The sequence below is a fragment of the Agromyces sp. Y182 genome, assembly GCF_059445385.1.
In genome coordinates this window covers 2,748,442-2,773,111 of record NZ_JCAIUF010000001.1, presented here as the reverse complement: position 1 = coordinate 2,773,111, position 24,670 = coordinate 2,748,442, and the positions used below count along the sequence as shown (strand labels likewise).

Here is a 24,670-nt window from a genome sequence, read left to right as displayed (position 1 = left end):
TGCCGTAAGCGGCTGTGCATCAACCAGGTCATCCAGTGCGAGTGTTAGGCGTGGGCTGCGCTCTGCCAACTCGGGCTGCGATCGACGCAGCAGCTCATCCAGATCCTCGTTCACCGTGTAGCCCATCCAATCGTTCGACTTACACATATATGTCCGCTGGTGCCCGAAACGTCCATACCGCGAATCGAAGGCTCAAATCCGAACTCAACGCGCTGAACCAGGAATCCCATCCTGAAGAAGGACCACGTGCCCGGCCGGCTTCACCGTGTGGACGGTGCGTGTTTCGGTAAGGCACCGGCTTGCGGGCGAGCTGAGAGCGCCGAGGCTCTAGTGGCGAGCATTGGCAGGATGCGGCGCCCGATCGTTGCCATCTTCAAGTGTGAATTCCATCGCCTTGCGTCTCAGCACGATCGCGCAGATGACGACCGCGACGGACACGAGGAGACCAAAGAGCATCGGTGGCCCACCGACGCCTGCGACGGACCCGGCATGCACGAAGACACCGGCGAACAGTGCGCCCGACGAACAGAGAGCCACAAGTAGGGCGATCGCCCACCACCTCTTTCGCCGGGTGCGGGTGTTCGCGGCCGCGGCCGAAAGCACCTGCCACGCGGCGAGCAGGGCCACCTCAAACAATCCGATCGCGACCCCGACGACGATGACGTATGGACGCGCCAGGCCCGCATATTCGGGATATCGGGCTGCATACTCGGTGGCAACGCTCGGAACGAGCCAGAACTGCATCAGCAGGGCGACGAAGAACAGTGCGCCCAAGGCGATGCGCGCCACTGGAACGTTCTGCTTGGACATGATCATCAGAATCGTCTCGCCTTCGTCATTCACACGATAGTGACGATGAGGTTAGCCGTGCGGGACAGAATCCGGACCGCGCGCCGCGCGGCAGGCTAAGCCAGCTAGAAGTTCTGCGGGTCGATCCGCAGAGAGATCCGCTTGCGTGCCCTCGACGGCCCATCCCGCACCGGTCGATGAATTCAGGCCACCGCTACTCGCTTCGGACCGGCCCGCGCAGTGGCCAGGGCTCGTACCGCACATCCGCGTAGTCGGCGACCTCCTCGCGCAGGCGGCGAGCGATTTCTTCGCCGTCGGCGCCCCAACCGTCGCGGACTTCGCTGCTGTCCCACCCCTCTGCGTGGTCGAAGTGGGCCTCCCAGAGCTTGTTCCAGGCGTCGATGTCGGCGGTGAGTTTCTCAGACAGGCCGTATGTCTCAGGGGTGGTCGTGTAGCCCACGTCCCATGTCGGCGTCGAGTTCTCCCAGAGCGGCCAGTCCCGTGAGTAGTCCGGGAACAGCCGGATGATGCGTCGATCAGTCGGTATCCCACTCATCCCGCGAGGCTACCGCGGCCGAACAGTGGCTCTGAGCGCTCTCTCTGCGCGGTACGTGGCATTCACGGTGTCCCCGTTCGCGATCGGGGTACGTGGACCCGGCTGCGCCGCCGGCGATGCCTACGCAACGAACGCCGTCAACCACGGCTTTTACGGCACCGGCACGAAGTCGATCAACCTCTCAGGCGTCCAAGGTCGCATTCGGCGCGTCACTCCCCTGCTGTTTTGCGGCTGAGCGGCCCAGATGGCGAGAAATACACCACGGCTGCACCATGAGGGATTTCAGAATGCAAAAAACCCCTGTTTTACCAGGGGTTTTCTGTGGCGGTACCGGTGGGATTTGAACCCACGGTGGGCTTTCACCCACACAACTTTTCGAGAGTTGCACCTTCGGCCGCTCGGACACGGTACCGAGGACGATCTTAGACGACGCGCGCGCCAGTGCCAAAACGAGCGGATGCCTCGACCAACGCGCCGACAATCCATACTGGGTGCATGATCCGAGCGGTGATCTTCGACCTCGACGGCGTGATCCGTCACTTCGACCCGTCGGCTGCCGCAGAGATCGAGCGGCCGCACGCCCTCGAGACCGGCACGCGACCGCGACTGCGACCGCGTTCGCGCCGCCCTTGCTCACCACCGCCGTCGGGTGAGACCGTCGCCAGACGCCTCATGCCCAGCTCGCGCCCAGTCCGCGCGCAGGCAACTCGAAGTCGACGGTCATAGCGTCGTGTGATGACCGCAGAACTCCTCGTACAGGCGACGGCTACCGCCACGAATCGCGCTTCGGCCGACTCGACGAGCGTGTGGCGCGGCATCCGTCTGTCCGCCGTCACGCTGCTCGGTGCAGGCGGAGTGCCCCGGTTCCGTGATCGCATGCGCGAGAACAAGTCGACGCTGAACGACACGCTGCCGGTGCACTCGAAGTGGTGGCGCGATCACGCGAAGGTCGAGGGCGAGCTGCTCTACGTCGCCATCGGCGACAGTGCGGCGCAGGGCATCGGCGCGTCGCGGCCCGACCGCAGCTACGTCGGCGTACTCGCCGACGGGGTGCGCGCGGTGACCGGGCGAAGCGTGCGCGTCGTGAACCTCAGCGTCTCGGGTGCGACGACGGCGCTCGCCGTGCGCGACCAATTGCCGCGGTTCCGCGATCTGCGGCCCGACGTGGTCACGGTCTCGATCGGCGCGAACGACATCGCCGACTGGAGCCCCCGGGCGTTCGACCGCAACATCCGTTCGATCTTCGCCGAACTGCCCGCCGGCGCCGTCGTCGCCGACCTGCCGTGCTTCTACTTCCCGCACAGCGAACGCAAGGTGGCCGAGGCGAATCGGATGCTCCGTGCCGCCGCCCGCGAGCACGGACTCGTCGTCGCGCCGCTGCACGAGATCATGAAGCGGCAGGGACTCCGGGGCATCCTGACGCAGTTCGCGCGCGACATGTTCCACCCGAACGACCACGGGTACGCGGTGTGGGCCGAGGCCTTCCGGCCCGCTGTCGCCCGGGCCGCCGCACACCTCGGCGTCGGCGCGCGCGCCGACGCGGTCACTGTCGGCGGCCGCAGCTAGTCTCGGGGCATGGCCCGCCCCACCTCCACGTTCCGCTGCACCGAGTGCGGTTGGAGCACTGTCAAATGGGTTGGCCGCTGCAGCGAGTGCCAGCAATGGGGCACGGTCGTCGACGTCGCCGAGCCCACGGGCATCGTGCGCGCCGTGCAGGCCGTGCAACTCGGCGAGGCGCGCACCGCTCGCCCGATCACCGACGTGCAGACCGAAGACGCCGCGCACCGCCCGAGCGGCATCGGCGAGTTCGATCGGGTGCTCGGCGGCGGCATCGTGGCGGGCGCCGCGATCCTGCTCTCGGGTGAGCCGGGCGTGGGCAAATCCACACTCCTGCTCGAGGTCGCGGCGCGCGTGGCAGCCACCGGGCGGCGGGTGCTCTACGTCACCGCCGAAGAGTCGGTCGCGCAAGTGCGCCTTCGAGCTGGGCGCACGAAGGCCCTGCACGACGAGCTCTTCATCGCGGCAGAGACCGACCTCGCGACGATCCTCGGGCAGGTCGACGCCATCGCCCCCGAGCTCCTCATCGTCGACTCGGTGCAGACCGTATCGTCATCCCTCTCCGATGGTCTGCCCGGGCAACCGAGCCAGGTGCGCGAAGTCGCGTCGACGCTCATCCGCATCGCGAAAGAGCGGCGGCTGCCAGTGCTGCTCGTCGGCCACGTCACGAAAGACGGCTCGATCGCCGGCCCCCGTCTGCTCGAGCACCTCGTCGACGTAGTCTGCCAGTTCGAGGGCGATCGACAAACGGCCCTTCGCTTCGTACGGGCCCTCAAGAACCGCTTCGGGCCGACCGACGAAGTGGGTTGCTTCGAGATGACCGGCGAGGGCATCTCCGAGGTGCCCGACCCATCGGGGCTCTTCCTCTCGAGCGGGCGCAGTGCCGTGAGCGGCACGTGCGTCACCGTCGCACTCGAGGGGCGCCGTGCCCTGCCGGTCGAAGTGCAGGCGCTCGTCGTGTCCACGAAGGCGCCGCAGCCCCGCCGCGTCGTCAACGGCGTCGACCCGTCACGGGTGGCCATGATCATCGCCGTGCTCGAGCGCCGAGCCGGTCTGAAAACTCTCGGCGATCATGACGTCTACGTCTCCACCGTCGGTGGTGTGCGGCTCGCCGAACCCGGCGCCGACCTCGCGATCGCCGTCGCCATCGCCTCGGCCATGCGCGACCGTGCCGTGCCGCACGAGCTCGCCGCCTTCGGCGAGATCAGCCTCGCCGGCGAGGTGCGCCCCGTGACTGCGGCGAAGCAGCGGGGCGCCGAGGCCCGCCGACTCGGCTACACGACCATCCTCGACGTCGAAGCCGGCAGCGTGCACGCCGTCGTGCAACGCGCCATGATGGCCTCGACCGGCCTGCGCGAACGCGAGCTCGACGCCGCCTTCTGACGGCCTCACACGGTTCCTCAGGGCGCCGCAGCCGCACACTGCAGACTCGAGCCGTGCGCGCCGACTCGGCGTACTCCGCTACGCCTCGAGCGCGCGCAACAGCTCGCCGGGCGACGCTTGCATCGGGTGCGGGCCCGCGATGTCGAGGAACACCGTCGTGATCGTCGACTCGTACCGCTTGAGGAACGACCGCAGCCACCCCGGGCTCTGCAGGCCGACCGCTGGCGGCAGGTTCGCCGGCTTGTTCGCGGCATCGCTGAAGAGCAGCAGTGCGACGTCGCCGGTCTTCGGGTCGCGGTAGGTCCACACCTCGCCGCCGTCGAGCGGCTTGTCGCGCGGCCCCGGCTTCACGAGCGGCACGACGGTGTTGCCGTGGCGGAGGGCCAGGGCGACCGCCGCCACGTCTTGCCGTTCGAGTGCCTGCGCGAGCGCCTGCGAACGGAACTCCACGGGCTCCGTCGACTGCTTCCGTTCTGCCTTGCCTGCCATCCCTCAAGGGTACCGAGCGGATGCCGCGCACCCGTCTCCGTCCGCGCAGGGCGCACTGCGGGGCATCCGCTCGGGAGGCTCTTCGACCGACCCTCGACTGGGATGTGTATTTCAGAGAGAAGCAGCCTATGCTGTCTGTGCCGGACCGTGAGGGTCCGAGGTGTCGACGAAGACGACGGCGTTCTCGTTGACCCCACGGCGCCGGCGCATTCGCTCGTTTCCTGGCCCTCAGACTCTGTCGTGGGCCGCACGTAGCATCGAAACAAACCCGCGCGGGCCGGCGCGCTCCATCTCGAGGAGCACCATGGCAAGCAGTCTTCCGAAGCCGATCCGTTACGACGGCGACACGTGGCTGTGCATCCGCAACGACGCGCTCGTGCCGAAGGCGATCATCCGCCGCTACCGTGACCTGAAGCGTGGCGAGGTCTACCTCGTCGTCAAGTGGGCGCTCGACCCGGCAGAGCAGCAACTCATGGCGTCGGCGCCATCACTCGATGCGGCCAACGAGCTCGTGCGCTTCGACCCGCCCACCGGCTCAGCGCCGGCGTTCGCGGGCTACCCGCACCGTTCTGGCGCAGACCCTCGGCCGGAGCAGCGGAACGCCCCCGCGAGAGCGCCGGGCGGGCTTGATAGCAGAGGGGGAACCCCCGGCGCTCTCCACCAGCCTGGCGAGGTGGTGGTGCGCGTCCCTTCGGCCGGGAACGCCAGACGCGCACTCAACGAACCTAAGCCGGAGGCTCCTGACCGCGCGGCCCCCGTACGCGGGTCAAAATGACGAACGCCGGGTCGTGGCCTGCACAAGCGACGAGCGGGTACGCGGGTACGAGTCACGCGGATGTTAGTAGAGCAAGAACTGCTTCTGCTCGGCCGAATCGAAACCGTCGACCGACACCCCGAGGTGGTACGAGGCACCTTCGGCCGGCACCGTCTCGCGCGGGCCGGCGCACGTCTCGGGCGTCGAGCGAGTGCGGTCCCAGACGATCGGCACAGTCGAACTGACCGGCGTACCAGGAGTCAGCGAGACCTCGGCGTCGATCGCGTCGACCTGGCAGTCGGTCGAGGTCCAATACACCTCTGTGCCGCTCATGATCGTGAAGATCTGGGCGTTCGTGCCGGCGTTCAGCACGCAGACGTTCTTGCCGGTGTTGGTGATCGTCACCGACAACTGCGGCTGCTCTCCCGCCTCGTATGACGACTTGTCGGTGACGGCCTCCACCGAGATCTTCTCGGGCGCGCACGGGTCGCCGTCGGCCGCGGTCGGCTCGGTCGGAATAGAGGTCGTCTCCGGCGCAGTCGTCGGGTCGGCGCTCGACGAGGGTCCACCCCCTGCGCCGTCTTCACCCTGACTCGCCCCAGGACGCACGATGATGAGCACGATCGCGATGATCACCGCGACGAGGCCGATCAGCACGATGAGTCGCCGACGTCGATACACCTGCGGCGATTGCCGCCCGGCCGGTGTGTTCGTCGACATGCACACAGGGTACGACCGGGATGCCGCTGCCCGCGGCATCCGCTCGGCGCGCCGAATCTCGTCTCAGAGAAGCTTCAGCATGCGGGTGTTGCCGAGGGTGTTCTGCTTCACGCGGGCGAGGTCGAGGAACTCGGCCACGCCTTCGTCGTTGGAACGCACGAGCTCGGCGTAGACCTCGGGGTCGACGGTCTCGCGCCCCATGTCGACGAAGCCGTGGCGGCCGAAGAAGGTGGTCTCGAACGTGAGGCAGAAGAGGCGGCTGAGGCCGAGCTCGCGCGCTTCATCTTCGAGCGCGGCGAGCAGCGCGTGGCCGACGCCGTGGCCGAGCCAGACGTCGTCGACGGCGAGGGTACGCACCTCACCGAGGTCTTCCCACATGACGTGCAATGCGCCGGCGCCGACGAGCCCGCCGTCGTCGGTCTCGGCCACGCGGAATTCCTGCACCGAGCCGTAGAGGTCGACACGCTCTTTGCCGAGCAGGATGCGTCGGGTGACGAGCGGCTCCACGAGGTCGATGATTCGCGGCACATCGCTCGTGCGGGCCCGCCGCACGTTGAACTCGGTCATCCCCTCATCGTATTGCCGCTGGGGACGCCCCTGCCGCACTGCCGCCGCTCCCCGACGTGCGTAACTCCGGATGAATCGACCGGCGCGCCGCGCCCCTCTGCCAACACGCCGGTGCGGCAGCGCGACATCCGGAGTTGCGCACGCAGGCGAACGGCGGCGGGAACGACGAAGGGGCGGATGCCGCAGCATCCGCCCCTCGTGTCGTGTCGACTACTCGCCCGACGCGGCCGCCAGATCGGGGCTCACCGGACCGGTGCCGATCGCCGCGTTCGTGTTCACGCCGACGCCGACGGGCAGGGCCCGCTGCGTGGTGGTGAACAGGAACTCGCCGTCTCTGAAGTCGACGTGCACGTGGTCGCCCGAGTTGAGCTCACCATGCAGGATCTTCTCGGAGAGACCGTCTTCGATCTCGTGCTGCACGGCGCGGCGAAGCGGCCGGGCGCCGAGGGCCGGGTCGAACCCGACCTCGATGAGCCGCTCCTTGGCCGCCTGCGTGAGCTCGACGGTCATGTCGCGGTCGAGCATGCGCTCGCTGAGCCGCTTGATGAAGAGATCGACGATCTGCAGCAGCTCGGGCTTGGAGAGCTGCGGGAAGACGATGATCTCGTCGACGCGGTTCAGGAACTCGGGCTTGAAGTGCTTCTTCAGCTCTTCGTTCACCTTGCCGCGCATGAGGTCGTAGCCCGTGCGGGTGTCGCCCTCGATCGCGAAGCCCACCGGGCCACTCGAGATGTCTTTCGTGCCCAGGTTGGTCGTCATGATGATGACCGTGTTCTTGAAGTCGACGACGCGGCCCTGACCGTCGGTCAACCGGCCCTCTTCCAGAATCTGGAGGAGCGAGTTGAAGATGTCGGGGTGCGCCTTCTCGATCTCGTCGAAGAGCACGACACTGAAGGGCTTGCGGCGCACCTTCTCGGTGAGCTGGCCGCCCTCTTCGAAGCCGACGAACCCGGGAGGGGCGCCGAAGAGGCGCGAGACGGTGTGCTTCTCGCCGTACTCCGACATGTCGAGCGAGATCATCGCCGCCTCGTCATCGAAGAGGAACTCGGCGAGCGCCTTGGCGAGCTCGGTCTTGCCGACGCCGGTGGGGCCGGCGAAGATGAACGAGCCAGAGGGGCGCTTCGGGTCTTTCAGACCGGCACGCGTGCGGCGGATCGTCTTGGCGAGGGCCGAGATGGCCTCTTCTTGGCCGATGACGCGCTCGTGCAGCGCCTTCTCCATGAAGACGAGACGCGAGCTCTCTTCTTCGGTGAGCTTGAAGACGGGGATGCCGGTGGCCTGCGCGAGCACCTCGGCGATCAGGCCCTCGTCGACGACGGCGGTCGTCTTGACGTCGCCCGACTTCCACTGCTTCTCGAGGCGCAGTCGCTCGCCGAGGAGGTTCTTCTCCTCATCGCGGAGGGAGGCGGCCTTCTCGAAGTCCTGCTCCTCGATCGCGGTCTCTTTCGCGGCGCGAACGACGGCGATCTTCTCGTCGAATTCGCGCAGCTCGGGCGGGCTCGAGAGGATCGAGAGACGCAGGCGTGCGCCGGCCTCGTCGATCAGGTCGATCGCCTTGTCTGGGAGGAAGCGGTCGGAGACGTAGCGGTCGGCGAGGTTCGCCGCGGCCACGAGCGCGCCGTCGGTGATCGACACCTTGTGGTGCGCCTCGTAGCGGTCGCGAAGACCCTTGAGGATGTTGATCGTGTGGGGCAGGCTCGGCTCGGCGACCTGGATCGGCTGGAAGCGGCGCTCGAGCGCGGCGTCTTTCTCGAAGTGCTTGCGGTACTCGTCGAGCGTGGTCGCACCGATGGTCTGCAGCTCGCCGCGTGCGAGCAGCGGCTTCAGGATCGACGCGGCGTCGATGGCGCCTTCGGCGGCACCCGCACCCACGAGCGTGTGGATCTCGTCGATGAAGACGATGATGTCGCCGCGCGTGCGGATTTCTTTCGTGACCTTCTTCAGACGCTCTTCGAAGTCGCCGCGGTAGCGGGAGCCGGCGATGAGCGAGCCGAGGTCGAGCGAGTAGAGCTGCTTGTCTTTCAGCGTCTCTGGCACCTCGTTCTTCACGATCGCCTGCGCGAGGCCCTCGACGACGGCGGTCTTGCCGACGCCGGGCTCACCGATCAGCACGGGGTTGTTCTTCGAGCGACGCGAGAGGATCTGCATGACCCGCTCGATCTCTTTCTCGCGCCCGATGACGGGGTCGAGCTTGCCGTCGCGCGCAGCCTGCGTGAGGTTGCGGCCGAACTGGTCGAGGATCTGCGAGCCGCCCTGCGGGGTGGTCTGCTCGTTCGCGCCGACCTGTACCTGCTCTTTGCCCTGGTAGCCCGAGAGCAGCTGGATGACCTGCTGGCGCACGCGATTGAGGTCGGCGCCGAGCTTGACGAGCACTTGGGCTGCGACGCCCTCGCCCTCGCGGATGAGGCCCAGCAGGATGTGCTCGGTGCCGATGTAGTTGTGGCCCAGCTGCAGCGCTTCGCGCAAGCTCAACTCGAGCACCTTCTTGGCGCGCGGAGTGAACGGGATGTGCCCGGTCGGCTGCTGCTGACCCTGGCCGATGATGTCTTGCACCTGCTCGCGCACCGCGTCGAGCGAGATGCCGAGCGACTCGAGCGCCTTGGCGGCGACGCCTTCACCCTCGTGGATGAGCCCGAGCAGGATGTGCTCGGTGCCGATGTAGTTGTGGTTCAGCATCTTGGCCTCTTCTTGGGCCAGGACGACGACACGACGAGCTCGGTCGGTGAATCTCTCGAACATTTCTACTCCTCACGACCCCGCTGGGTAGGGGCGCCGATATGAAGAGCGTAACCAGCAGAGGGGGCCGCGAGGCCGTTGTTCGCCCTCGGCGCAGAGCTCAGGCAGGGGTTGACGGACCGTGACGGCGACGGATGCCGCGGCTCGGCCGCCGACCGTTGACAGGGTCGAGCGACCTCCGTACCATATCGTTTATCGTTATTATCGATATTCGTTAGGAAGAACATGAGCGCCACCATCCCCACTCCCACCGTCAAGCGGAGCGACGCCGTCGCCCTGTGGATCTTCATGGTCGCCGGCATCGGCATCGCGATCTGGGCGGTCTGGTCGTCCGTCGCCCGCATCATCGAAGTGCTTCCGAATCACGACGTTCCCGTGATGGCCGAGTTCACCGGCACCACGGCCGACGCACCGATCGGCGTCGACGGGGCTCCCATCACGGTCGAACTCGATCGCGCGATCATCACCGCTCCCTCCCTGCCTGCGGCGTCGCTCTGGTCGCTCGTCATCCAGCAGGTCATCATGGCCGTCGTGGTGGTCGGCCTCGTGGTCTGCCTCGTGTGGCTCGCACGGAATGTCAGCAGGAGCATCGTCTTCGGCCGCACCAACACCGTGCTCGTCACGATTGCGGGATTCACCGGCATCGTGGGCTATTTCGCGGTGCCGTTCTTCGGCAACATGGCTGCGAACGGCGCATTCGCCGTGCTCAGCGACCGCACCTTCGACAACGTGGTGATCTCGGTCGAGCTGTTCCCGCTCATCCTCCTGACGTTCATCGCAGCGACGGCCGCGACCGTCTTCGCAGTCGGCGAGCGCCTCCAGCGCGAAACCGAGGGTCTCGTCTGATGGCTCCGGCCGAACCCGACGAGGCATCCGACATCCACTGCCGGCTCGACGAGCTGCTCGAGGCACGCGGCATGACGCTCACGCGACTCGGCGAGCTCGTCGGCGTGAGCGTCGTGAACCTCAGCGTGCTGAAGAACGACCGCGCTCGCGCCATCCGCTTCTCGACGCTGCAGGCGATCTGCGCCGCACTCGACTGCGAGGTCGGAGAACTGCTCGTGCTCCGGCCGAACCTGGCCGAGGCTACTTGATCGGTACGACGACCTCTGTGCCACTCACCTCGACGTAGAGCGGCTCAGTCGTCGTCACGTACACCGGCGTCCAGAAGAGCGTCGTGTGGGGCACGATGTCCATCGTGCAGACCTGACCTTCGGGCTGCTCGACGAGATCGATCGCGACGCGGTTGCCCTCGCCGGCCTTCTCGAGCACACGGATCTCTTTGCCGATCACGGGGCACGTCGAACTGCCCGAGATGGTCAGGGCGAGCTGACCGCCTTCGGCCCACCACACGACCACGGGGCCGTCTTCGGACGACTGCGCCTCTTCTTCGTCGCCGGCCGTGTCGGGACCCTCCTCGACGTCGACAGCCTCGGCATCGGCACTGACCGGAACACCGGGGAAGTTCTCTGCTGCCCTGCCCGACGGGTTGCATGCCGACAACAGGAACACCGACGAGACCGCCAGAGCGAGGAGACCAGCGCGACGAATGCGCATCGAGGGAGCCATACCTTCATGCTAACGGTCGCCCCGGTTCTCGTGCGCGGGCACCCGCGTACTATTTTCGACATGAGCAACCAGGAACGCGATCCGGTCGAAGTGCTCTCGCGACCCGACGAACCCATGGGCGCGGTCGTGCAGGTGCTCGCTCCGCGCGACGTGCCGCTCGGCGGGCCGCGAGCGATGAACGTGCGCCGCACGCTCCCCCAGCGGGGCCGCACCACGATCGGCGCCTGGTGCTTCGCCGACCACTACGGGCCCGACGACGTGGAGGTCACCGCCGGCATGGTCGTGCCGCCGCACCCGCACACCGGCTTGCAGACCGTGAGCTGGCTCTTCGAGGGCGAGATCGAGCACCGCGATTCCGCCGGCAGCCACGCCACGGTGCGGCCGGGCGCCGTGAACCTCATGACGGCGGGCCGAGGCATCTCGCACTCCGAGGTGTCGACGCCCGAGACCACCCGGCTGCACGGGGTGCAGTTGTGGGTTGCGCTTCCCGATGCCTCACGGCATGTCGGCCCCTTCTTCGAACACGCCGACATCGCACCGGTCGTCGTAGGCGACGCCACGGTGCGGGTGTTCGTCGGTTCCCTGCCGGTCGGCGGCGCGCCCGAGGCATCCGTTCGGCAGGCTCAGGGCGGCGCCGTCACCGTGTTCTCGCCGCTGCTCGGCGCGCAACTCGACCTGCCACCGTTCGGCACCGTCGACCTCGACCTCGACCCCGCGTTCGAGCACGGCGTGCTCGTCGATTCGGGCCCCGTCGAGATCAGCGCAACGGATGCCGCGATCGGCGGCTTCTCGACCGACACCGTCTCGACGACCGCCGCATGGAGCGAGCTCGCCTATCTCGAGACCGGGCTTCGCCGCATCCGTCTGTCGGCCGAGGCGCAACCCGTGCGCGTGATCCTCCTCGGCGGCGTGCCGTTCGGTGAAGAGCTCGTGATGTGGTGGAACTTCATCGGCCGCAGCCACGACGAGATCGTCGAGTTCCGTCGGCAATGGCAGGCCGACGTCATCGGCCGCGATAACCCCGACGGGCGGTTCGGCACGGTCGCGGGCTACGACGGCGCGCCGCTGCCCGCGCCCGAGCTGCCGACGGTGCGACTGAAGCCGCGCAAGTAGCAGTCGCGCTTCGACGGGCTCAGCGAGCGACGGCGCCCGCTACTGCAGCGCCGAAGTGAGCCTCGCGAGGTTGTCGAGCACGGTCGATCGAAGTGGCTGCTTCATCCACGCCTCGAGCGTCAGCTCGTGGCTGTCACGCCGATAACCGTCTTCGACGGCGCGCATCTCGCGTACGAACGAGGCCCCGCGCACGAGCAGCGACACCTCCATATTGAGCTCGAACGAGCGGATGTCCATGTTGCTCGAGCCGATCACGGCGACGTCGTCGTCGATCGTGAAGTGCTTGGAGTGCAGGATGTACGGCGCCTTGTACATGAAGATCTTCACGCCTCCGCGGAGCAGCGCCTCGTAGTACGAGCGCTGCGCGTGATACACGAGCGCCTGGTCGCCGATCTCCGAGACGAAGAGCTCGACGTGGATGCCGCGCTGCGTCGCCCCGCTGATCGCGCGGAGCATCGCGTCGTCGGGCACGAAGTACGGGCTCGTGATGATGATGCGCTCTTCAGCCGCATAGAGCAGCGCGAGGAAGAGCTTGAGGTTGTTCTCGTTCGGGAACCCCGGCCCGCTCGGCACCACTTGGCAGTCGAGATCTTGCGCCTCGCCCGGCTGGTCGAGCGACGCCGCGAGGTCGCGAACCGGTTCCTCGTCGGTCTCGAGGTACCAGTCGGTGGCGAAGATCGCATCGAGCCCGGCCACGATCGGCCCTTCGACGCGCGTCACGAGCTCTTTCCATTTCAGGCCGCGACGGATGTTGCTGCGCTTGTTGTAGCTGCGGTCGATGACGTTCTGCGAGCCCATGAAGCCGACCTCGCCGTCGACGACGAGGATCTTGCGGTGATTGCGAAGGTCGGGCCGCTGGTACTTGCCCTTGAACGGCTGCACGGGCAGCATGAGCTGCCACCGCACCCCCATCTCGGTCATCCGCTTGAGCGTCTTCCGGTAGCCCTTCACCCGGAACGACGCCACATGATCGAGCAGCACGCGCACCTCGACGCCACGAGCGACTGCTTCGCCGAGCGCGTCGAAGAACGGCGCCGTCGTGGTGTCGTAGGCGAAGATGTAGAACTCGACGTGCACGTAGCGTTTCGCATCGTGCACCGCCGCGGTCATCGCGTCGAGGGAGCCTTGATAGTTGCCGATGAGGCTCGCGCTGTTGGAGCCGATGAGGGGCATCGAACCGAGGTTGCGGTTGAGGCGCACGACGCCCTCGAACCAGGCCGGCCAGTCACCGGGATCGCTGACCCGCTCGACACCGTGCGTCGATTCGCGAATGTAGCGGTCGACCTCGGCCTGCTTGCGACGCCGATGCCTCGGCAGCTTCGGATTGCCGATGAGCAGGTAGAACAGCACCCCGATGTACGGGACGAAGAAGATCGCGAGGAGCCAGGCCATGCCCGCAGTCGGGCGGCGGTTGCGCGGCACCACGATGATCGCGGTGATGCGGACGATGATGTCGATGACGATGACGATGCCCGCGACGAGCAGCGTCGTCTGCTCCGCGGTCACGTGTTCACGCTGCCGGTCGGTGCTGGGCGAGCTTCGCCCGCTCCTCCGCCTCGATGCGGGCGTACGCCTTGCGCTCGTTGCGGTCGGAGTGGATGATCGCGCGCATCACGAACCAGAAGATGAGCCCGATGAGCACGGTCGGCGCGAGCGACCAGATCGCATTCGCCCAGAATTCGTCCATAGAGCTACAAGGATACGGGGCTTTACCCGGTTTCGCCGCATAACGGCTCTGCGCCGCTGCCCGAGAACAGGAAGGGCAAGCGGTGAGAGCCGATCAACCGGCGGCGATGAGGCCCCAGACGCCCGAGCCGACGAGGTAGAGACCGATCGCACCGACGACGATCCAGATTCCGAGGCGCGCGTTCGAGGGGCGCTTGGGATCCTGCTCGGGTTCGAGCTCGGATTTCGGAAGGAAGTCGTTCATCTGGGGCATCCGCTCACTTGAAGCTCACTTGACCAGCGGGAAGAGGATCGTCTCGCGGATGCCGAGACCCGTGAGCGCCATGAGCAGCCGGTCGATGCCCATGCCCATGCCGCCCGACGGCGGCATGCCGAACTCGAGCGCGCGCAGGAACTCCTCGTCGAGGCGCATCGCCTCTGGGTCGCCGCCCGCGGCGAGCTTCGCCTGCTCGACGAAGCGCTCGCGCTGCACGACCGGGTCGACGAGCTCGGAGTAGCCGGTCGCGAGCTCGAAGCCGCGGATGTAGAGGTCCCACTTCTCGACGACGCCCGGGATCGAGCGGTGCTCGCGCACGAGCGGCGAGGTGTCGAGCGGGAAGTCCATGACGAAGGTCGGGCGCTCGAGGCCGGACTTCACGTGGTGCTCCCACAGCTCTTCGACGTACTTGCCGGGCAGCGGGTGGTCGACCTCGACCCCGGCCTCGTCGGCAAGCTGCTTCAGGCGCTCCACCGCCGTCGACGCCGTGATCGTCTCGCCGACCGCCTCGGAGAGCGAGTCGTACATCGAGAGGCGCGGCCAGTCGCCGCCGAGGTCGAACTCGGCGCCGTCTGCCCACGTCACCACGTGCGAACCCGACGTCGCGATCGCGGCATCCTGGATCAGCTTCTGAGTGAGGTCGGCGATCGTGGTGTAGTCGCCGTACGCCTCGTAGGCCTCGAGCATCGCGAACTCGGGCGAGTGCGTCGAGTCCGCGCCCTCATTGCGGAAGTTGCGGTTGATCTCGTACACGCGCTCGATGCCGCCGACGACCGCGCGCTTCAGGTACAGTTCGGGCGCGATGCGCAGATACAGCTCGGTGTCGAACGCGTTCGACTGGGTCACGAACGGGCGAGCGGATGCCCCGCCGTGCATGACCTGGAGCATCGGCGTCTCGACCTCGATGAAGCCGAGCCCATCGAAGGTGCGGCGGAGGCTCGCGTTGACCTTCGCGCGGTCGATGACGTTCTTGCGGGCCTGCTCGCGCGAGATGAGGTCGAGGTAACGGCTGCGCACGCGCATCTCTTCGGAGAGCTCGTTGTGCAGGTTCGGCAGCGGCAGGATCGCCTTCGAGGCGATGCGCCACTCCTTCACCATGATCGACAGCTCGCCGCGGCGGCTCGTGATGACCTCGCCGGCGACGAAGACGTGGTCGCCCAGGTCGACGAGTTCCTTCCACTCGGCGAGCGACTCCTCGCCCACCTCGGCGAGGGAGACCATCGCCTGGATGCGGCTGCCGTCGCCCGATTGCAGCGTGGCGAAGCAGAGCTTGCCGGTGTTGCGGGAGTGCACGACGCGGCCGGCGACACCGACCTGCACGCCACTCGCCTCGTCGACGCCGAGGCCGATGAACCGGTCGCGCACGCCGGGAATCGTCGCCGTGATCGGCAGGCGCACCGGGTACGCGCCGAAGGCCGGGTCTTCGGATGACGCGATCAGCCGCTCGCGCTTGGCGAGCCGCACGGCCTTCTGCTCGGAGATCTCGTCGGCGCTGATCTGGTCGGCGCTGATCTCCTCGGCAGTGGGCTCGGGCGTGGCGCCCGTGTGGTTGTCGGCCATCGTTCTCTCTCGTCGTGCGAAAAGGTGCGTGCACCAGCCTACTTGTGCGCTCCTGCGGGCTGAGCCCGTCGAGACGCCGGCCGTCAGCCGAGCGTGATCGTCGCGTTGTCGATGAGCCGGGTGGCGCCGACGCGGGCGGCGACGAGCACGACGGCCTCGCCTCTCGCGTCATCGGCGACCGGCAGGAACGTCTCGGGATCGACGACGACGAGATAGTCGAGCGTGACCTCGTCGTGGTCGCCGAACGCGGCGGCGGCCTCGGCGAGCACCTCGGAGAGACCGTCGGGGGCCGCCTCATGCGCCGCCTTGAGCGCCTCGGAGAGGGTGAGCGCCGCTGCACGTTGCGCCGGGTCGAGGTAGCGATTGCGGCTCGAGAGGGCCAGCCCGTCGGCTTCACGCACGGTCGGCACGACCTCGATATCGGCGGGTACGTCGAGATCGCGCACCATGCTGCGCACGAGGAAGACCTGCTGCGCGTCTTTCTGGCCGAAGACCGCGATATCGGGGAGGGCGATGTTCAGCAGCTTGCTGACGACGGTGAGCATGCCGTCGAAATGACCCGGGCGCGATGCACCCTCGTAGAGCGACCCCACCCGACCGGCGGTGAGCGTCGTGCCGACCTCGCCTCTCGGGTACATCTCGGCGACTGTCGGAGCGAACACGAACTCCACGCCGAGGACCGCGAGCGCCGCGGCATCCGCGTCGAGGGTGCGCGGGTAGCGGTCGAGATCTTCACCCGGGCCGAACTGCAGCGGGTTCACGAAGATCGACACCACGACGACGTCGGCGAGCTCACGCGCACGCGCGACGAGCGCGAGGTGACCGTCGTGCAGGGCGCCCATGGTCGGCACGAGGGCGACGGATGCTCCGGCCGCGCGCCGTTCGGCGAGCAGCTCGCGCAGCTCGGCGATCGTCGGCACCACCCGCGTGCCCGCGGCGACCTCGGTCACGCGCCACCTCCCAGCGGCCAGTCGGTACCGGCCCCGTCGATCGTATCTGCCCCCTCGGCGTATGCGCCGCCGTCGTGCCTCGCGAGCGCGTTCTCGACGGAGGAGCGCACGAGCGGCGCAAGCACGGCGCCCGGGCGGGCGATGCCGATGCCATCGAGGAGGCTGCTCGCCTGGTCGATGATCGCACTCGAGAACGACACCGCGGTGTCGATCGCCTCGCCGTAGGCCGCGCGGTCGCGCTCGGCGACGATGAAGGGTTCGCCGCCCATCTCGACGACGAGCGCCTGCCCGATCGGCAGCACCGGCGCCGGAGCGGTGACCGCGAACCAGGTGCCGGGCAGTCGGGCGAGATCGACGCTCGTGCCGGTGAAACTCATGGCGGGATGCACGGCGAGCGGGATGGCCCCCGCGAGTCGCGCGGGATCGAGCACTTCGGTGCCGAAGCGTGCGACGGTGTGCAGCAGGAGTTGCCCGGGCTGCCAGACGCCGGCGTCGGCGAGACCCGCGACGAGCGCGCCGAGCTCGTCTTCGGGTACGGCGAGCAGCACGAGTTCGCTGCGCTCGATGATCTCGGGGATCGTCAGTACCGGAACCGACGGCAGCATCGCCGCGGCTCGCTCGCGGCTCGAGTCGGAGACGGCGGAGATGCCCGTGAGGGCGTGCCCCGCACCCGCGAGCGCTGACGCGAGCACCGCGCCGACGCGTCCGGCGCCGATGGTGCCGACACCGAGCCGGCCCGGACGATCAGCCGACACGATCCTGCTCCGTTCCGTCGGACGCTGTTCCCTGAGCCTGCCGAAGGGAGGGCGAGCCCGGGTGCGCTTCGACGGGCTCAGCGAGCGCAGCGGAGGCAGCTGATGCCGCGACCGGGACCGCGCCCCAGCGGTGAGAGGTGTCGCTCGCCGCACGCTCGACCGCTTCGTGCGAGAGACGCTCGAAGAGTGCCGTCGCCTCGGAACGCTCGACGACCGGCAGCAGCGCCGTGACCGGGCCGGTGACGGTATGGAGGCGAAGGGTCGCGAGGTCGAGTGCGCGTTCGATCGGGCCGACCGACACCGCGAGCGACTGCATGCGCGCGAGTGGCACGAGGCTGAGGCTGCGCACGAGCGCACCCCGCCGGATCACCGCGACGCCGGAGGCGGATGCGATTCCGATTCGTCGCCACGAGAACGGCCGCAGCCATGCGGCGCGCTTCGGCGTGCTCGAGAAGCCGCCGGCGCCGCCCCGGCCGGTGAGGCCGGCGTCGACGAGCGGTTCGACGTCGGCCGCGGCATCCGGAAGCAGCAGACCGAGCACCCGGTGCACGTCGGCCGCCATGCCGACCGGCAGCACGATGGTGCGCTGAGCGGCATCGCCGGAGGCGGAGACCGACTGTCCGGCGACGTTGATGCGCACCGACCACCACCCGAACGGCCGCCAGAACACCCACTGCGTCGCTTCGATCGCATGCACGCGCCCCGGGGGGATCGTCTGGTTCGCGGTGGAGAGCAGCCCGTGACCGATGCGCACGCCATCGGGCGTGCCCGCGATCGAGTAGCGGAGCGACTTCGTGATGCGGGTCCACATGTAGCTCACGAGACCGATCCCCGCGGGCACGAAGCTGAAGAGCACCCACATCTGGTCTGTCGTCACGCCCACCACGATGATCGCCACGAGGATGATCGCCCACAGCGTCGAACCGCCGAGCAGGGTCGATCCGATGACGCGCCCGATCGGCAGGTGCACGACCGACTCGGGCGGCGCGAGCTCGGGGTCGAGCTCGGGCGCGAGGAACTCGCCGACGCGCTGGGTGACGATCGCGCCTGCGCGGGAGGTCACGGGCTGGTGCGCGCCGCTCGGGTCGACTCCTGACGCGACGCCCGTGTCGGTGCCCGGGACGACGGCCGGGCCTGCGCCCCCGTCACGCTCGGGGCCGGCCGCGACCTCGCCGGATACTGCGGCCCGGGCGGCGCCAGGGCCCTGTTCCCGTTCGGCGCGGGCACCAGACGCCAGCCGAAGTATGTCGGCCCGCAGGGCGTCGGCCAGCGCCGAGCCGAGATAGGCGAGCTGCACGTTCGCCGATTGGCCGGCGACCGAGACCTCGAGCTTCGCGGTACCGAAAAGTCGTGCGAACAACGGCCGGTTGACGTTGATGCCCTGGATGCGATCGAGCCTGGCGCTTCGATGAGAGCGGAAGAAGATGCCGCTCTTCACCTCGACCGCCTCGCGCGTCACCCGGAACGAGTGCATGCGCCATGACAGCCAGAAGGCGACCACGACAGCCAGGATCACGACGGCGAGGCCGAGGATGGCCCACCCCACGAGCCCGTTGGAGACGATGCCGCCCACGGGGTCGTTCGCCCAATCTTGACGCCACCCGCCGTACTCGGCGTCGAGCCCTTCGCCCGCCTCGGGCGCGAAGACGGATATCCAGATGTCGACGACCCGTTCGCGAAGGTTGGCGATCAGGAAGCCGATCACCGCGATGAACACGAGACCGCCGCGCAGCAACGGGCTCGCCGGGTGCAGGCGGTGCCACTCGCCGTCGGCGAGGTTCACGACCCCCTGCGGGCGCTCGATTCGGCTCACAGCCCCGCCCGGCGCGACTCGGCGAGGGCGACGAGCTCGTCGCGCAGGCGGTCGGCCTCTTCCATCGGCAGCCCGGGCACGGTCACCGCGGTCGACGCGGCGGCCGTCACGAACTTGAGATCGGCGAGCCCGAGCCACCGCGCGACCGGACCGCGGGTGATGTCGACCAGCTGCATGCGCCCGTAGGGCACCGCCACCTGTCGCTGGAACATGATGCCTCGCCGGAACAACAGGTCGTCGGCCCGCAGCCGGTACTCGATCGAGCGCACCCGGCGCGGCTCGAACGCGATGCCGATGATCGAGGCCACGGCGATCGCGATCGCGATCCAGAGCGCCCACTGCTGCTGCCAGAGGAAGTACACGACGAGCAGTGCGCCGACGAAGATCACCATGCCGATGATCGAGCCGATCACCTCGACGACGAGGTACTTCGGTGAGACGCGCTGCCAGCCGGTATCGGATGCCGCGGTCTGCGTGCCGGGCAGTTCAGGACCCGTCACGTCGGGCTGCGTGCCGGGCAGTTCAGGCATGAGCGGGTTCTTCCTTCTCGGTTTCGGTGTCGTCGGGCGGAAGCGTGCAGAAGTGCTCGGCGATGAGGCCGCCGGCCATGAGGAGCGCCGCACCGATCGCCGTCGCGAGTGCGAGCCAGATGGTCGACGGCGCAGGCACGACGCTGCGGGTCAGGAGGAAGAGGGTGATGCCGAGCCCGAAACCGAAGACGAGCGCTCCGCTCAGGCTGCACGCCTTCGCAAGCACCGCGGTGCGCATCGCCCGGAAGGGGTCGAGGTGCTTCGTCGACTTGCCCTTCACTGCGCGCCGGATAGGCCACGCGAAGGCGACGACGAGGATCGCGACACCGGTCAGAGTGATCGGCAGCGAGATGGGGGGCACGAGCGCCTTCGCCCCGGAGGAGACGGTCGCGAGGTCGACGAGGTAGCCCGCGACGAGCCCGGCCAGCACGAACGCGATGATCGTGGAGACGTGCGTACGCTTCACCGGCGCACCACCTCGTCGGTTGCGGCTGCGCGCAGAGCGGCGATCGGCCCGCGCGCGGCCAGCACGGCGTCGGGCTCCACATCGAGCCACGGCGCCAGCACGAAGGCCCGCTGCCAAGCGCGCGGATGCGGCAGCACGAGTTGATCGTCGGCGATCACGGTGCCGCCGACGTCGATGAGGTCGAGGTCGAGGGTGCGATCGCCCCAGTGCTCGGAACGTACCCGCCCGTGCTCGCGCTCGATGTGCTGCAGCACGTCGAGCAGGGCGTGCGGGTCGATGCTCGTCTCGACGATGACGACGCCGTTGAGGTATCGAGGCGCATCGTCGTCGACGCCCGCGTCTCTGATCGCGGGTGTCTCGTAGACCGGCGACACCGCCACGAGCACGAGGCCGTCGGTCTCGGCGATCTCACGCGTCGCGGCCGCGATCGTCGCCTCACGATCGCCGAGGTTCGCCCCGAACGCGATGACGGCGCGCGTCATGACCGCCCCCGCACGATCGTGACCGCGACATCCGCGAAAGGAACGCTGATGGGTGCTTGCGGCTTGTGCACCGTGACTTCGACCTCGTCGACAGCCGCGAAGCCGAGCGCGACGACAGCGACGCGTTCAGCGACCGTCTCGATGAGGTCGACCGGGTCGCGTTCGACGGCGGCGACGACCGCTTCGGCGAGTTCGCCGTAGTGCACGGTGCGGTCGAGGTCGTCGGTGGATGCCGCGGCGGCCAGGTCGACCGCGACCGCGACGTCGATCACGAACTCCTGCCCGTCGGTGCGCTCGAAGTCGAACACGCCGTGGTGCGCGCGCACGCGAAGCCCCGTGAGAGTGATCCGGTCGCCCCGGTCGCGTTTGCACAGTTCAGGCACGTCGACCACTCTGCCACGCCCCGAGGATGTCGAGGGCGCGGCGCGTGCCCTGCACGTCGTGCACCCGCACCCCCCAAGCGCCTGCTTCGGCGGAGAGCACGCTCACGACGGCGGTCGGCAGGTCACGGTCGGTGACGGATGCCTCGGCCGGCAGCATCGCGCCGAGGAATCGCTTGCGCGAAGCGCCCACGAGGATCGGCAGCCCGAGCCCCGCGAGCACGTCGAGTCGCCCGAGCAGCTGCCAGTTCTGCTCCCCGCGCTTGGCGAAGCCGAGTCCGGGGTCGAGGATGAGCTTCTCGGGCGCGACGCCCGCGGCCACGAGTGCGTCGACCCGCTGGGCGAGTTCGTCGCGAACTTCGACGGCGACGTCGTCGTAGTCGGCGAAGTCGTCCATGCGGTCGGCGTGGCCGCGCCAGTGCATCGCGACGTACTGCACGCCGGTCTCGGCGGCGATCGCGCCCATCGCGGCGTCGGCGAGGCCCGCCGAGACGTCGTTGATGATCTCGGCGCCCGCTTCGACGGCCGCGAGCGCGGTGGCCGCACGCATCGTGTCGACGCTCAGACGGATGCCGCGACCGGCGAGCGACCGGATGACCGGTATCACCCGGCGCAACTCCTCTTCTGGTTCGACGCGCGCCGCGCCCGGGCGCGTCGACTCGCCGCCGACGTCGAGGATGTCGGCACCCTCGGCGACGAGTTCGAGTCCGTGCGCGATCGCCGCGTCGGCATCGAACCACTTGCCGCCGTCGCTGAACGAGTCGGGTGTGACGTTGACGACCCCCATGACCAGGATCGGCTCCCCGAGCATGTCGAAGGGAGGCGCCTCTTGCAGCGCTTCGACGGACTCAGCGAGCGAGTGCTCGTCAGGCATTCGCCTGCGCACCGATCAGCGCGATGATCTCACTGCGGGCAGCGGGCTCGGAGAGCGCGCCGCGACTCGCGATCGTCACGGTGGAGCTGCGCTCCTGCCGGGAACCCCGGGTCGTCACGCAGCGGTGCTGCGCGTCGAGCACGACGAGCACGCCCTTGGGGTCGAGACCGGCCACCAGAGTGTCGGCGATCTCTTCGGTGAGCCGCTCCTGCAACTGCGGACGGCGGGCGAGCGTGTCGACGACCGCGGGAATGCGTCCGAGTCCGACGACCCGGTCACCGGGCAGGTACGCCACGTGCGCCGTACCGACGAACGGCAGCAGGTGGTGCTCGCACACCGAACGGAACGCGAGGTCGCGCAGGATGACCGCGTCGCTCGTCGCGGGCACGCCGGCATCCGCGCCGCCTTGAGCCTGTCGAAGAGCCGACCCGATCGGAACCGAGTCGGCGAGGTGACTGAGCGGGTCGACGTCGAGACCGCCGAAGAAGTCGGCGTAAGCCTCGGCGACTCGCTGGGGCGTGCGCTCGAGCCCGGGCCGCGATGGGTCTTCACCGATCGCGAGCAGGATCTCGTGCACCGCGCGCTGGATGCGCAGGGCGTCCACTCCGGCCATGGCTCCCCTTCTTCGGGTCGAGGGACTTCGACCGACCGACGACTACGCCGTGGCGGGGCGCGGGTTCGACCGGGGCGCGCGCGCAGCGGTCTCGTCGACCGGCAGCTGACCGGAGTCGACCCCACCGTCGACGGCACCCTGGTCGATCGGCATCTTCTCGGTCGGGAAGGCGATCGGAGGCCGGTCGGACACGGGGCGCTTGTCGCTCGACAACCACTGCGGGCGCTCGGGCAGCTTCTTCACGTCTTTGAAGATCTCGGCGATCTGCTTGTGGTCGAGCGTCTCTTGTTCGAGCAGTTCGGCCGCGAGCTTGTCGAGGATGTCGCGGTTGTCGTTCAGCACCAGCCAGGCCTCGTCGTGCGCCTGCTCGATGAGCGTGCGCACTTCGCCGTCGACCCGCTCGGCGATGCGTTCGGAGTAGTCGCGCTGGTGGCCCATGTCGCGACCGAGGAAGACCTCGCCCTGCGACTGGCCGAGCTTGACGGCACCGACGTTCGCGCTCATGCCGAATTCGGTGACCATCTTGCGAGCCGTCGACGTGGCCTTCTCGATGTCGTTCGACGCACCGGTCGAGGGGTCGTGGAACACGATCTCTTCGGCGACGCGGCCACCCATCGCATACGTGAGCTGGTCGAGCAGTTCGTTGCGGCTGATCGAGTACTTGTCTTCGAGCGGCAGCACCATCGTGTAGCCGAGGGCGCGCCCACGCGGCAGGATCGTGATCTTCGTGACGGGGTCGGTGTAGTTCATCGCCGCGGCAGCGAGGGCGTGGCCGCCCTCGTGGTAGGCCGTGATGAGCTTCTCCTTGTCTTTCATGACGCGGGAGCGGCGCTGCGGGCCGGCGATCACACGGTCGACGGCCTCATCGAGGGCGCGGTTGTCGATGAGCTGCGCGTTCGAGCGCGCGGTGAGCAGCGCTGCCTCGTTGAGCACGTTCGCGAGGTCGGCACCAGTGAAGCCCGGCGTCTTGCGTGCGAGCACCTCGAGGTCGACGCCGTTGGCGAGGGGCTTGCCCTTGGAGTGCACCTCGAGGATCTTCTGGCGGCCCTTGAGGTCGGGCGCGTCGACGCCGATCTGCCGGTCGAAGCGGCCGGGGCGAAGCAGCGCGGGGTCGAGGATGTCGGGGCGGTTCGTCGCCGCGATGAGGATGACGTTGGTCTTCGGGTCGAAGCCGTCCATCTCGACGAGCAGCTGGTTGAGCGTCTGCTCGCGCTCGTCGTGGCCGCCGCCGAGTCCGGCACCGCGGTGCCGGCCGACGGCGTCGATCTCGTCGACGAAGATGATGGCGGGCGCGTTCTGCTTGGCCTGCTCGAAGAGGTCACGCACGCGGGATGCGCCGACGCCCACGAACATCTCGACGAAGTCGGAGCCCGAGATCGAGTAGAACGGCACTGCCGCTTCACCGGCGACCGCTCGTGCGAGCAGCGTCTTGCCGGTGCCGGGAGGGCCGTAGAGCAGCACGCCCTTGGGGATGCGTGCGCCGACGGCCTGGAACTTCGCGGGTTCCTTCAGGAACTCCTTGATCTCGTGGAGTTCTTCGATGGCCTCGTCGGCACCGGCGACGTCGTCGAAGGTGACCTTGGGGCTCTCCTTCGTGACGAGCTTCGCCTTGGACTTGCCGAACTGCATGACCTTGCTGCCGCCGCCCTGCATGCCCGAGAGCATGATCCAGAAGAAGAGGCCGATCAGCACGAGCGGCAGAAGAATGCCGAGCATCGAGAGGAACCAGTTCGGCTGCGGCACCTCATCGTTGTAGCCATCGGCGGGGTTCGCCTCGTCGACGGCGGCGACGATGTCGGGCCCGCGCGGCGTCACGTAGTAGAACTGCACCTGCTTGCCGAGCTCGTCGTCTTCTTTGGCGAGCGTGAGGTCGACACGGTTCTCACCGTCGACGATCTTGACCGATGCGACCTTGCCGTCGTTCAGCAGTTCGAGGCCCTCTTGCGTCGACACCTCTTTGAACCCCGAGGCGGTGATGAGGCTCGAACCGATCCACACGGCGACGATCGCGAGCAGAATGTAGATGATCGGCCCGCGCAGGATCTTCTTGATGTTCATGGTGCTGACAGGCT

Annotated in this window: 27 protein-coding genes and 1 tRNA gene; 6 read left to right on the top strand and 22 right to left on the bottom strand. The window is 68.2% G+C overall.

All coding sequences use genetic code 11. From position 1 onward, the window contains the following. Positions 1 to 327 precede the first annotated feature (327 nt). From AC1C2R_RS12690 to AC1C2R_RS12680, 3 genes are all read right to left on the bottom strand, one after another. Positions 328 to 843 (bottom strand): DUF2975 domain-containing protein, encoded by a 516-nt coding sequence (locus tag AC1C2R_RS12690; RefSeq protein WP_495380161.1) that lies wholly within the window; start codon positions 841 to 843, stop codon positions 328 to 330. A 160-nt stretch (positions 844 to 1,003) separates the two neighbouring features. Then, the gene (locus tag AC1C2R_RS12685; protein ID WP_495380160.1) at positions 1,004 to 1,345 is read right to left on the bottom strand and encodes an immunity protein CdiI family protein; all 342 of its coding nucleotides are present in this window, start codon (positions 1,343 to 1,345) and stop codon (positions 1,004 to 1,006) included. A gap of 322 nt (positions 1,346 to 1,667) precedes the next feature. Beyond that, positions 1,668 to 1,757: transfer RNA gene (locus AC1C2R_RS12680), tRNA-Ser, on the bottom strand. Positions 1,758 to 2,080: 323 nt separating this feature from the next. On the opposite strand from AC1C2R_RS12680, the gene AC1C2R_RS12675 reads away from it, so the two are divergent. Then, positions 2,081 to 2,911, top strand: coding sequence for an SGNH/GDSL hydrolase family protein (locus tag AC1C2R_RS12675; RefSeq protein WP_495380159.1), 831 nt, complete (start codon positions 2,081 to 2,083; stop codon positions 2,909 to 2,911). 9 nt (positions 2,912 to 2,920) lie between these two features. Then, positions 2,921 to 4,285, top strand: a complete 1,365-nt coding sequence (radA, locus tag AC1C2R_RS12670; protein ID WP_495380158.1) for a DNA repair protein RadA — start codon at positions 2,921 to 2,923, stop codon at positions 4,283 to 4,285. Positions 4,286 to 4,363: 78 nt separating this feature from the next. On the opposite strand, the gene AC1C2R_RS12665 is transcribed toward radA, so the two are convergent. Beyond that, positions 4,364 to 4,774, bottom strand: a complete 411-nt coding sequence (locus tag AC1C2R_RS12665) for a dehydrogenase (RefSeq protein ID WP_495380157.1) — start codon at positions 4,772 to 4,774, stop codon at positions 4,364 to 4,366. A 304-nt stretch (positions 4,775 to 5,078) separates the two neighbouring features. Between AC1C2R_RS12665 and AC1C2R_RS12660 the strand changes: the two genes are divergently transcribed. Further along, the gene (locus AC1C2R_RS12660; RefSeq protein ID WP_495352847.1) at positions 5,079 to 5,549 is read left to right on the top strand and encodes a hypothetical protein; all 471 of its coding nucleotides are present in this window, start codon (positions 5,079 to 5,081) and stop codon (positions 5,547 to 5,549) included. A gap of 63 nt (positions 5,550 to 5,612) precedes the next feature. On the opposite strand, the gene AC1C2R_RS12655 is transcribed toward AC1C2R_RS12660, so the two are convergent. The 3 genes from AC1C2R_RS12655 to AC1C2R_RS12645 all read right to left on the bottom strand — a co-directional run bounded on the left by AC1C2R_RS12655 (position 5,613) and on the right by AC1C2R_RS12645 (position 9,554). Continuing rightward, positions 5,613 to 6,248, bottom strand: a complete 636-nt coding sequence (locus tag AC1C2R_RS12655) for a hypothetical protein (protein ID WP_495352846.1) — start codon at positions 6,246 to 6,248, stop codon at positions 5,613 to 5,615. A 63-nt stretch (positions 6,249 to 6,311) separates the two neighbouring features. Then, positions 6,312 to 6,815, bottom strand: a complete 504-nt coding sequence (locus AC1C2R_RS12650; RefSeq protein ID WP_495380156.1) for an amino-acid N-acetyltransferase — start codon at positions 6,813 to 6,815, stop codon at positions 6,312 to 6,314. Positions 6,816 to 7,025: 210 nt separating this feature from the next. Beyond that, entirely contained in the window at positions 7,026 to 9,554 is a 2,529-nt protein-coding gene (locus AC1C2R_RS12645) for an ATP-dependent Clp protease ATP-binding subunit (protein WP_495352844.1), read from the bottom strand. A gap of 222 nt (positions 9,555 to 9,776) precedes the next feature. Between AC1C2R_RS12645 and AC1C2R_RS12640 the strand changes: the two genes are divergently transcribed. Further along, a complete protein-coding gene (locus AC1C2R_RS12640; RefSeq protein WP_495380155.1) occupies positions 9,777 to 10,397 on the top strand; it encodes a hypothetical protein in 621 nt (206 codons plus the stop codon). Then, on the top strand, positions 10,397 to 10,645 hold the full coding sequence (locus AC1C2R_RS12635; RefSeq protein WP_495380154.1) for a helix-turn-helix domain-containing protein: 249 nt from the start codon (positions 10,397 to 10,399) through the stop codon (positions 10,643 to 10,645). Before AC1C2R_RS12640 ends, AC1C2R_RS12635 begins: the two co-directional genes overlap by 1 nt. Here AC1C2R_RS12635 and AC1C2R_RS12630 read toward each other — a convergent pair. Next, positions 10,638 to 11,120 (bottom strand): hypothetical protein, encoded by a 483-nt coding sequence (locus AC1C2R_RS12630; RefSeq protein WP_495352841.1) that lies wholly within the window; start codon positions 11,118 to 11,120, stop codon positions 10,638 to 10,640. The two genes, AC1C2R_RS12635 and AC1C2R_RS12630, sit on opposite strands and share 8 nt — an antisense overlap. Before the next feature lie 60 nt (positions 11,121 to 11,180). On the opposite strand from AC1C2R_RS12630, the gene AC1C2R_RS12625 reads away from it, so the two are divergent. After that, positions 11,181 to 12,233, top strand: a complete 1,053-nt coding sequence (locus AC1C2R_RS12625; RefSeq protein WP_495380153.1) for a pirin family protein — start codon at positions 11,181 to 11,183, stop codon at positions 12,231 to 12,233. A gap of 39 nt (positions 12,234 to 12,272) precedes the next feature. Here the strand turns inward: AC1C2R_RS12625 and cls are convergent, their stop codons facing one another. The 14 genes from cls to ftsH form a co-directional block, all read right to left on the bottom strand. Beyond that, entirely contained in the window at positions 12,273 to 13,739 is a 1,467-nt protein-coding gene (cls, locus tag AC1C2R_RS12620; protein WP_495352839.1) for a cardiolipin synthase, read from the bottom strand. 4 nt (positions 13,740 to 13,743) lie between these two features. Continuing rightward, complete coding sequence (locus AC1C2R_RS12615) at positions 13,744 to 13,920, bottom strand: hypothetical protein (protein WP_495352838.1); 177 nt, start codon at positions 13,918 to 13,920, stop codon at positions 13,744 to 13,746. A gap of 93 nt (positions 13,921 to 14,013) precedes the next feature. Next, complete coding sequence (locus tag AC1C2R_RS12610) at positions 14,014 to 14,172, bottom strand: hypothetical protein (protein ID WP_495352837.1); 159 nt, start codon at positions 14,170 to 14,172, stop codon at positions 14,014 to 14,016. A gap of 15 nt (positions 14,173 to 14,187) precedes the next feature. Then, complete coding sequence (lysS, locus tag AC1C2R_RS12605; protein ID WP_495380152.1) at positions 14,188 to 15,735, bottom strand: lysine--tRNA ligase; 1,548 nt, start codon at positions 15,733 to 15,735, stop codon at positions 14,188 to 14,190. 83 nt (positions 15,736 to 15,818) lie between these two features. Beyond that, complete coding sequence (gene panC / locus AC1C2R_RS12600) at positions 15,819 to 16,685, bottom strand: pantoate--beta-alanine ligase (RefSeq protein ID WP_495352835.1); 867 nt, start codon at positions 16,683 to 16,685, stop codon at positions 15,819 to 15,821. Continuing rightward, positions 16,682 to 17,440 carry a Rossmann-like and DUF2520 domain-containing protein gene (locus tag AC1C2R_RS12595; protein ID WP_495380151.1) on the bottom strand — a complete coding sequence of 253 codons (759 nt, stop codon included), beginning with the start codon at positions 17,438 to 17,440 and terminating at the stop codon, positions 16,682 to 16,684. The genes panC and AC1C2R_RS12595 overlap by 4 nt, the downstream gene beginning before the upstream one ends. Continuing rightward, positions 17,430 to 19,253: a PH domain-containing protein gene (locus tag AC1C2R_RS12590; protein ID WP_495380150.1), complete on the bottom strand. Its 1,824-nt coding sequence runs from the start codon at positions 19,251 to 19,253 to the stop codon at positions 17,430 to 17,432. Before AC1C2R_RS12590 ends, AC1C2R_RS12595 begins: the two co-directional genes overlap by 11 nt. Continuing rightward, positions 19,250 to 19,783, bottom strand: coding sequence for a PH domain-containing protein (locus AC1C2R_RS12585; RefSeq protein WP_495352832.1), 534 nt, complete (start codon positions 19,781 to 19,783; stop codon positions 19,250 to 19,252). The genes AC1C2R_RS12590 and AC1C2R_RS12585 overlap by 4 nt, the downstream gene beginning before the upstream one ends. Beyond that, entirely contained in the window at positions 19,776 to 20,249 is a 474-nt protein-coding gene (locus tag AC1C2R_RS12580; protein ID WP_495352831.1) for a DUF3180 domain-containing protein, read from the bottom strand. The genes AC1C2R_RS12585 and AC1C2R_RS12580 overlap by 8 nt, the downstream gene beginning before the upstream one ends. Continuing rightward, on the bottom strand, positions 20,246 to 20,731 hold the full coding sequence (gene folK, locus AC1C2R_RS12575; RefSeq protein WP_495352830.1) for a 2-amino-4-hydroxy-6-hydroxymethyldihydropteridine diphosphokinase: 486 nt from the start codon (positions 20,729 to 20,731) through the stop codon (positions 20,246 to 20,248). Before folK ends, AC1C2R_RS12580 begins: the two co-directional genes overlap by 4 nt. Beyond that, a complete protein-coding gene (gene folB, locus AC1C2R_RS12570; RefSeq protein ID WP_495352829.1) occupies positions 20,728 to 21,114 on the bottom strand; it encodes a dihydroneopterin aldolase in 387 nt (128 codons plus the stop codon). The genes folK and folB overlap by 4 nt, the downstream gene beginning before the upstream one ends. Continuing rightward, the gene (gene folP, locus AC1C2R_RS12565; protein ID WP_495380405.1) at positions 21,107 to 21,922 is read right to left on the bottom strand and encodes a dihydropteroate synthase; all 816 of its coding nucleotides are present in this window, start codon (positions 21,920 to 21,922) and stop codon (positions 21,107 to 21,109) included. Before folP ends, folB begins: the two co-directional genes overlap by 8 nt. Positions 21,923 to 21,977: 55 nt before the next feature. Beyond that, positions 21,978 to 22,598 (bottom strand): GTP cyclohydrolase I, encoded by a 621-nt coding sequence (folE, locus tag AC1C2R_RS12560; RefSeq protein ID WP_495380149.1) that lies wholly within the window; start codon positions 22,596 to 22,598, stop codon positions 21,978 to 21,980. Between the two features lie 42 nt (positions 22,599 to 22,640). Beyond that, a complete protein-coding gene (gene ftsH / locus AC1C2R_RS12555) occupies positions 22,641 to 24,656 on the bottom strand; it encodes an ATP-dependent zinc metalloprotease FtsH (RefSeq protein WP_495352827.1) in 2,016 nt (671 codons plus the stop codon). Positions 24,657 to 24,670 lie beyond the last annotated feature (14 nt).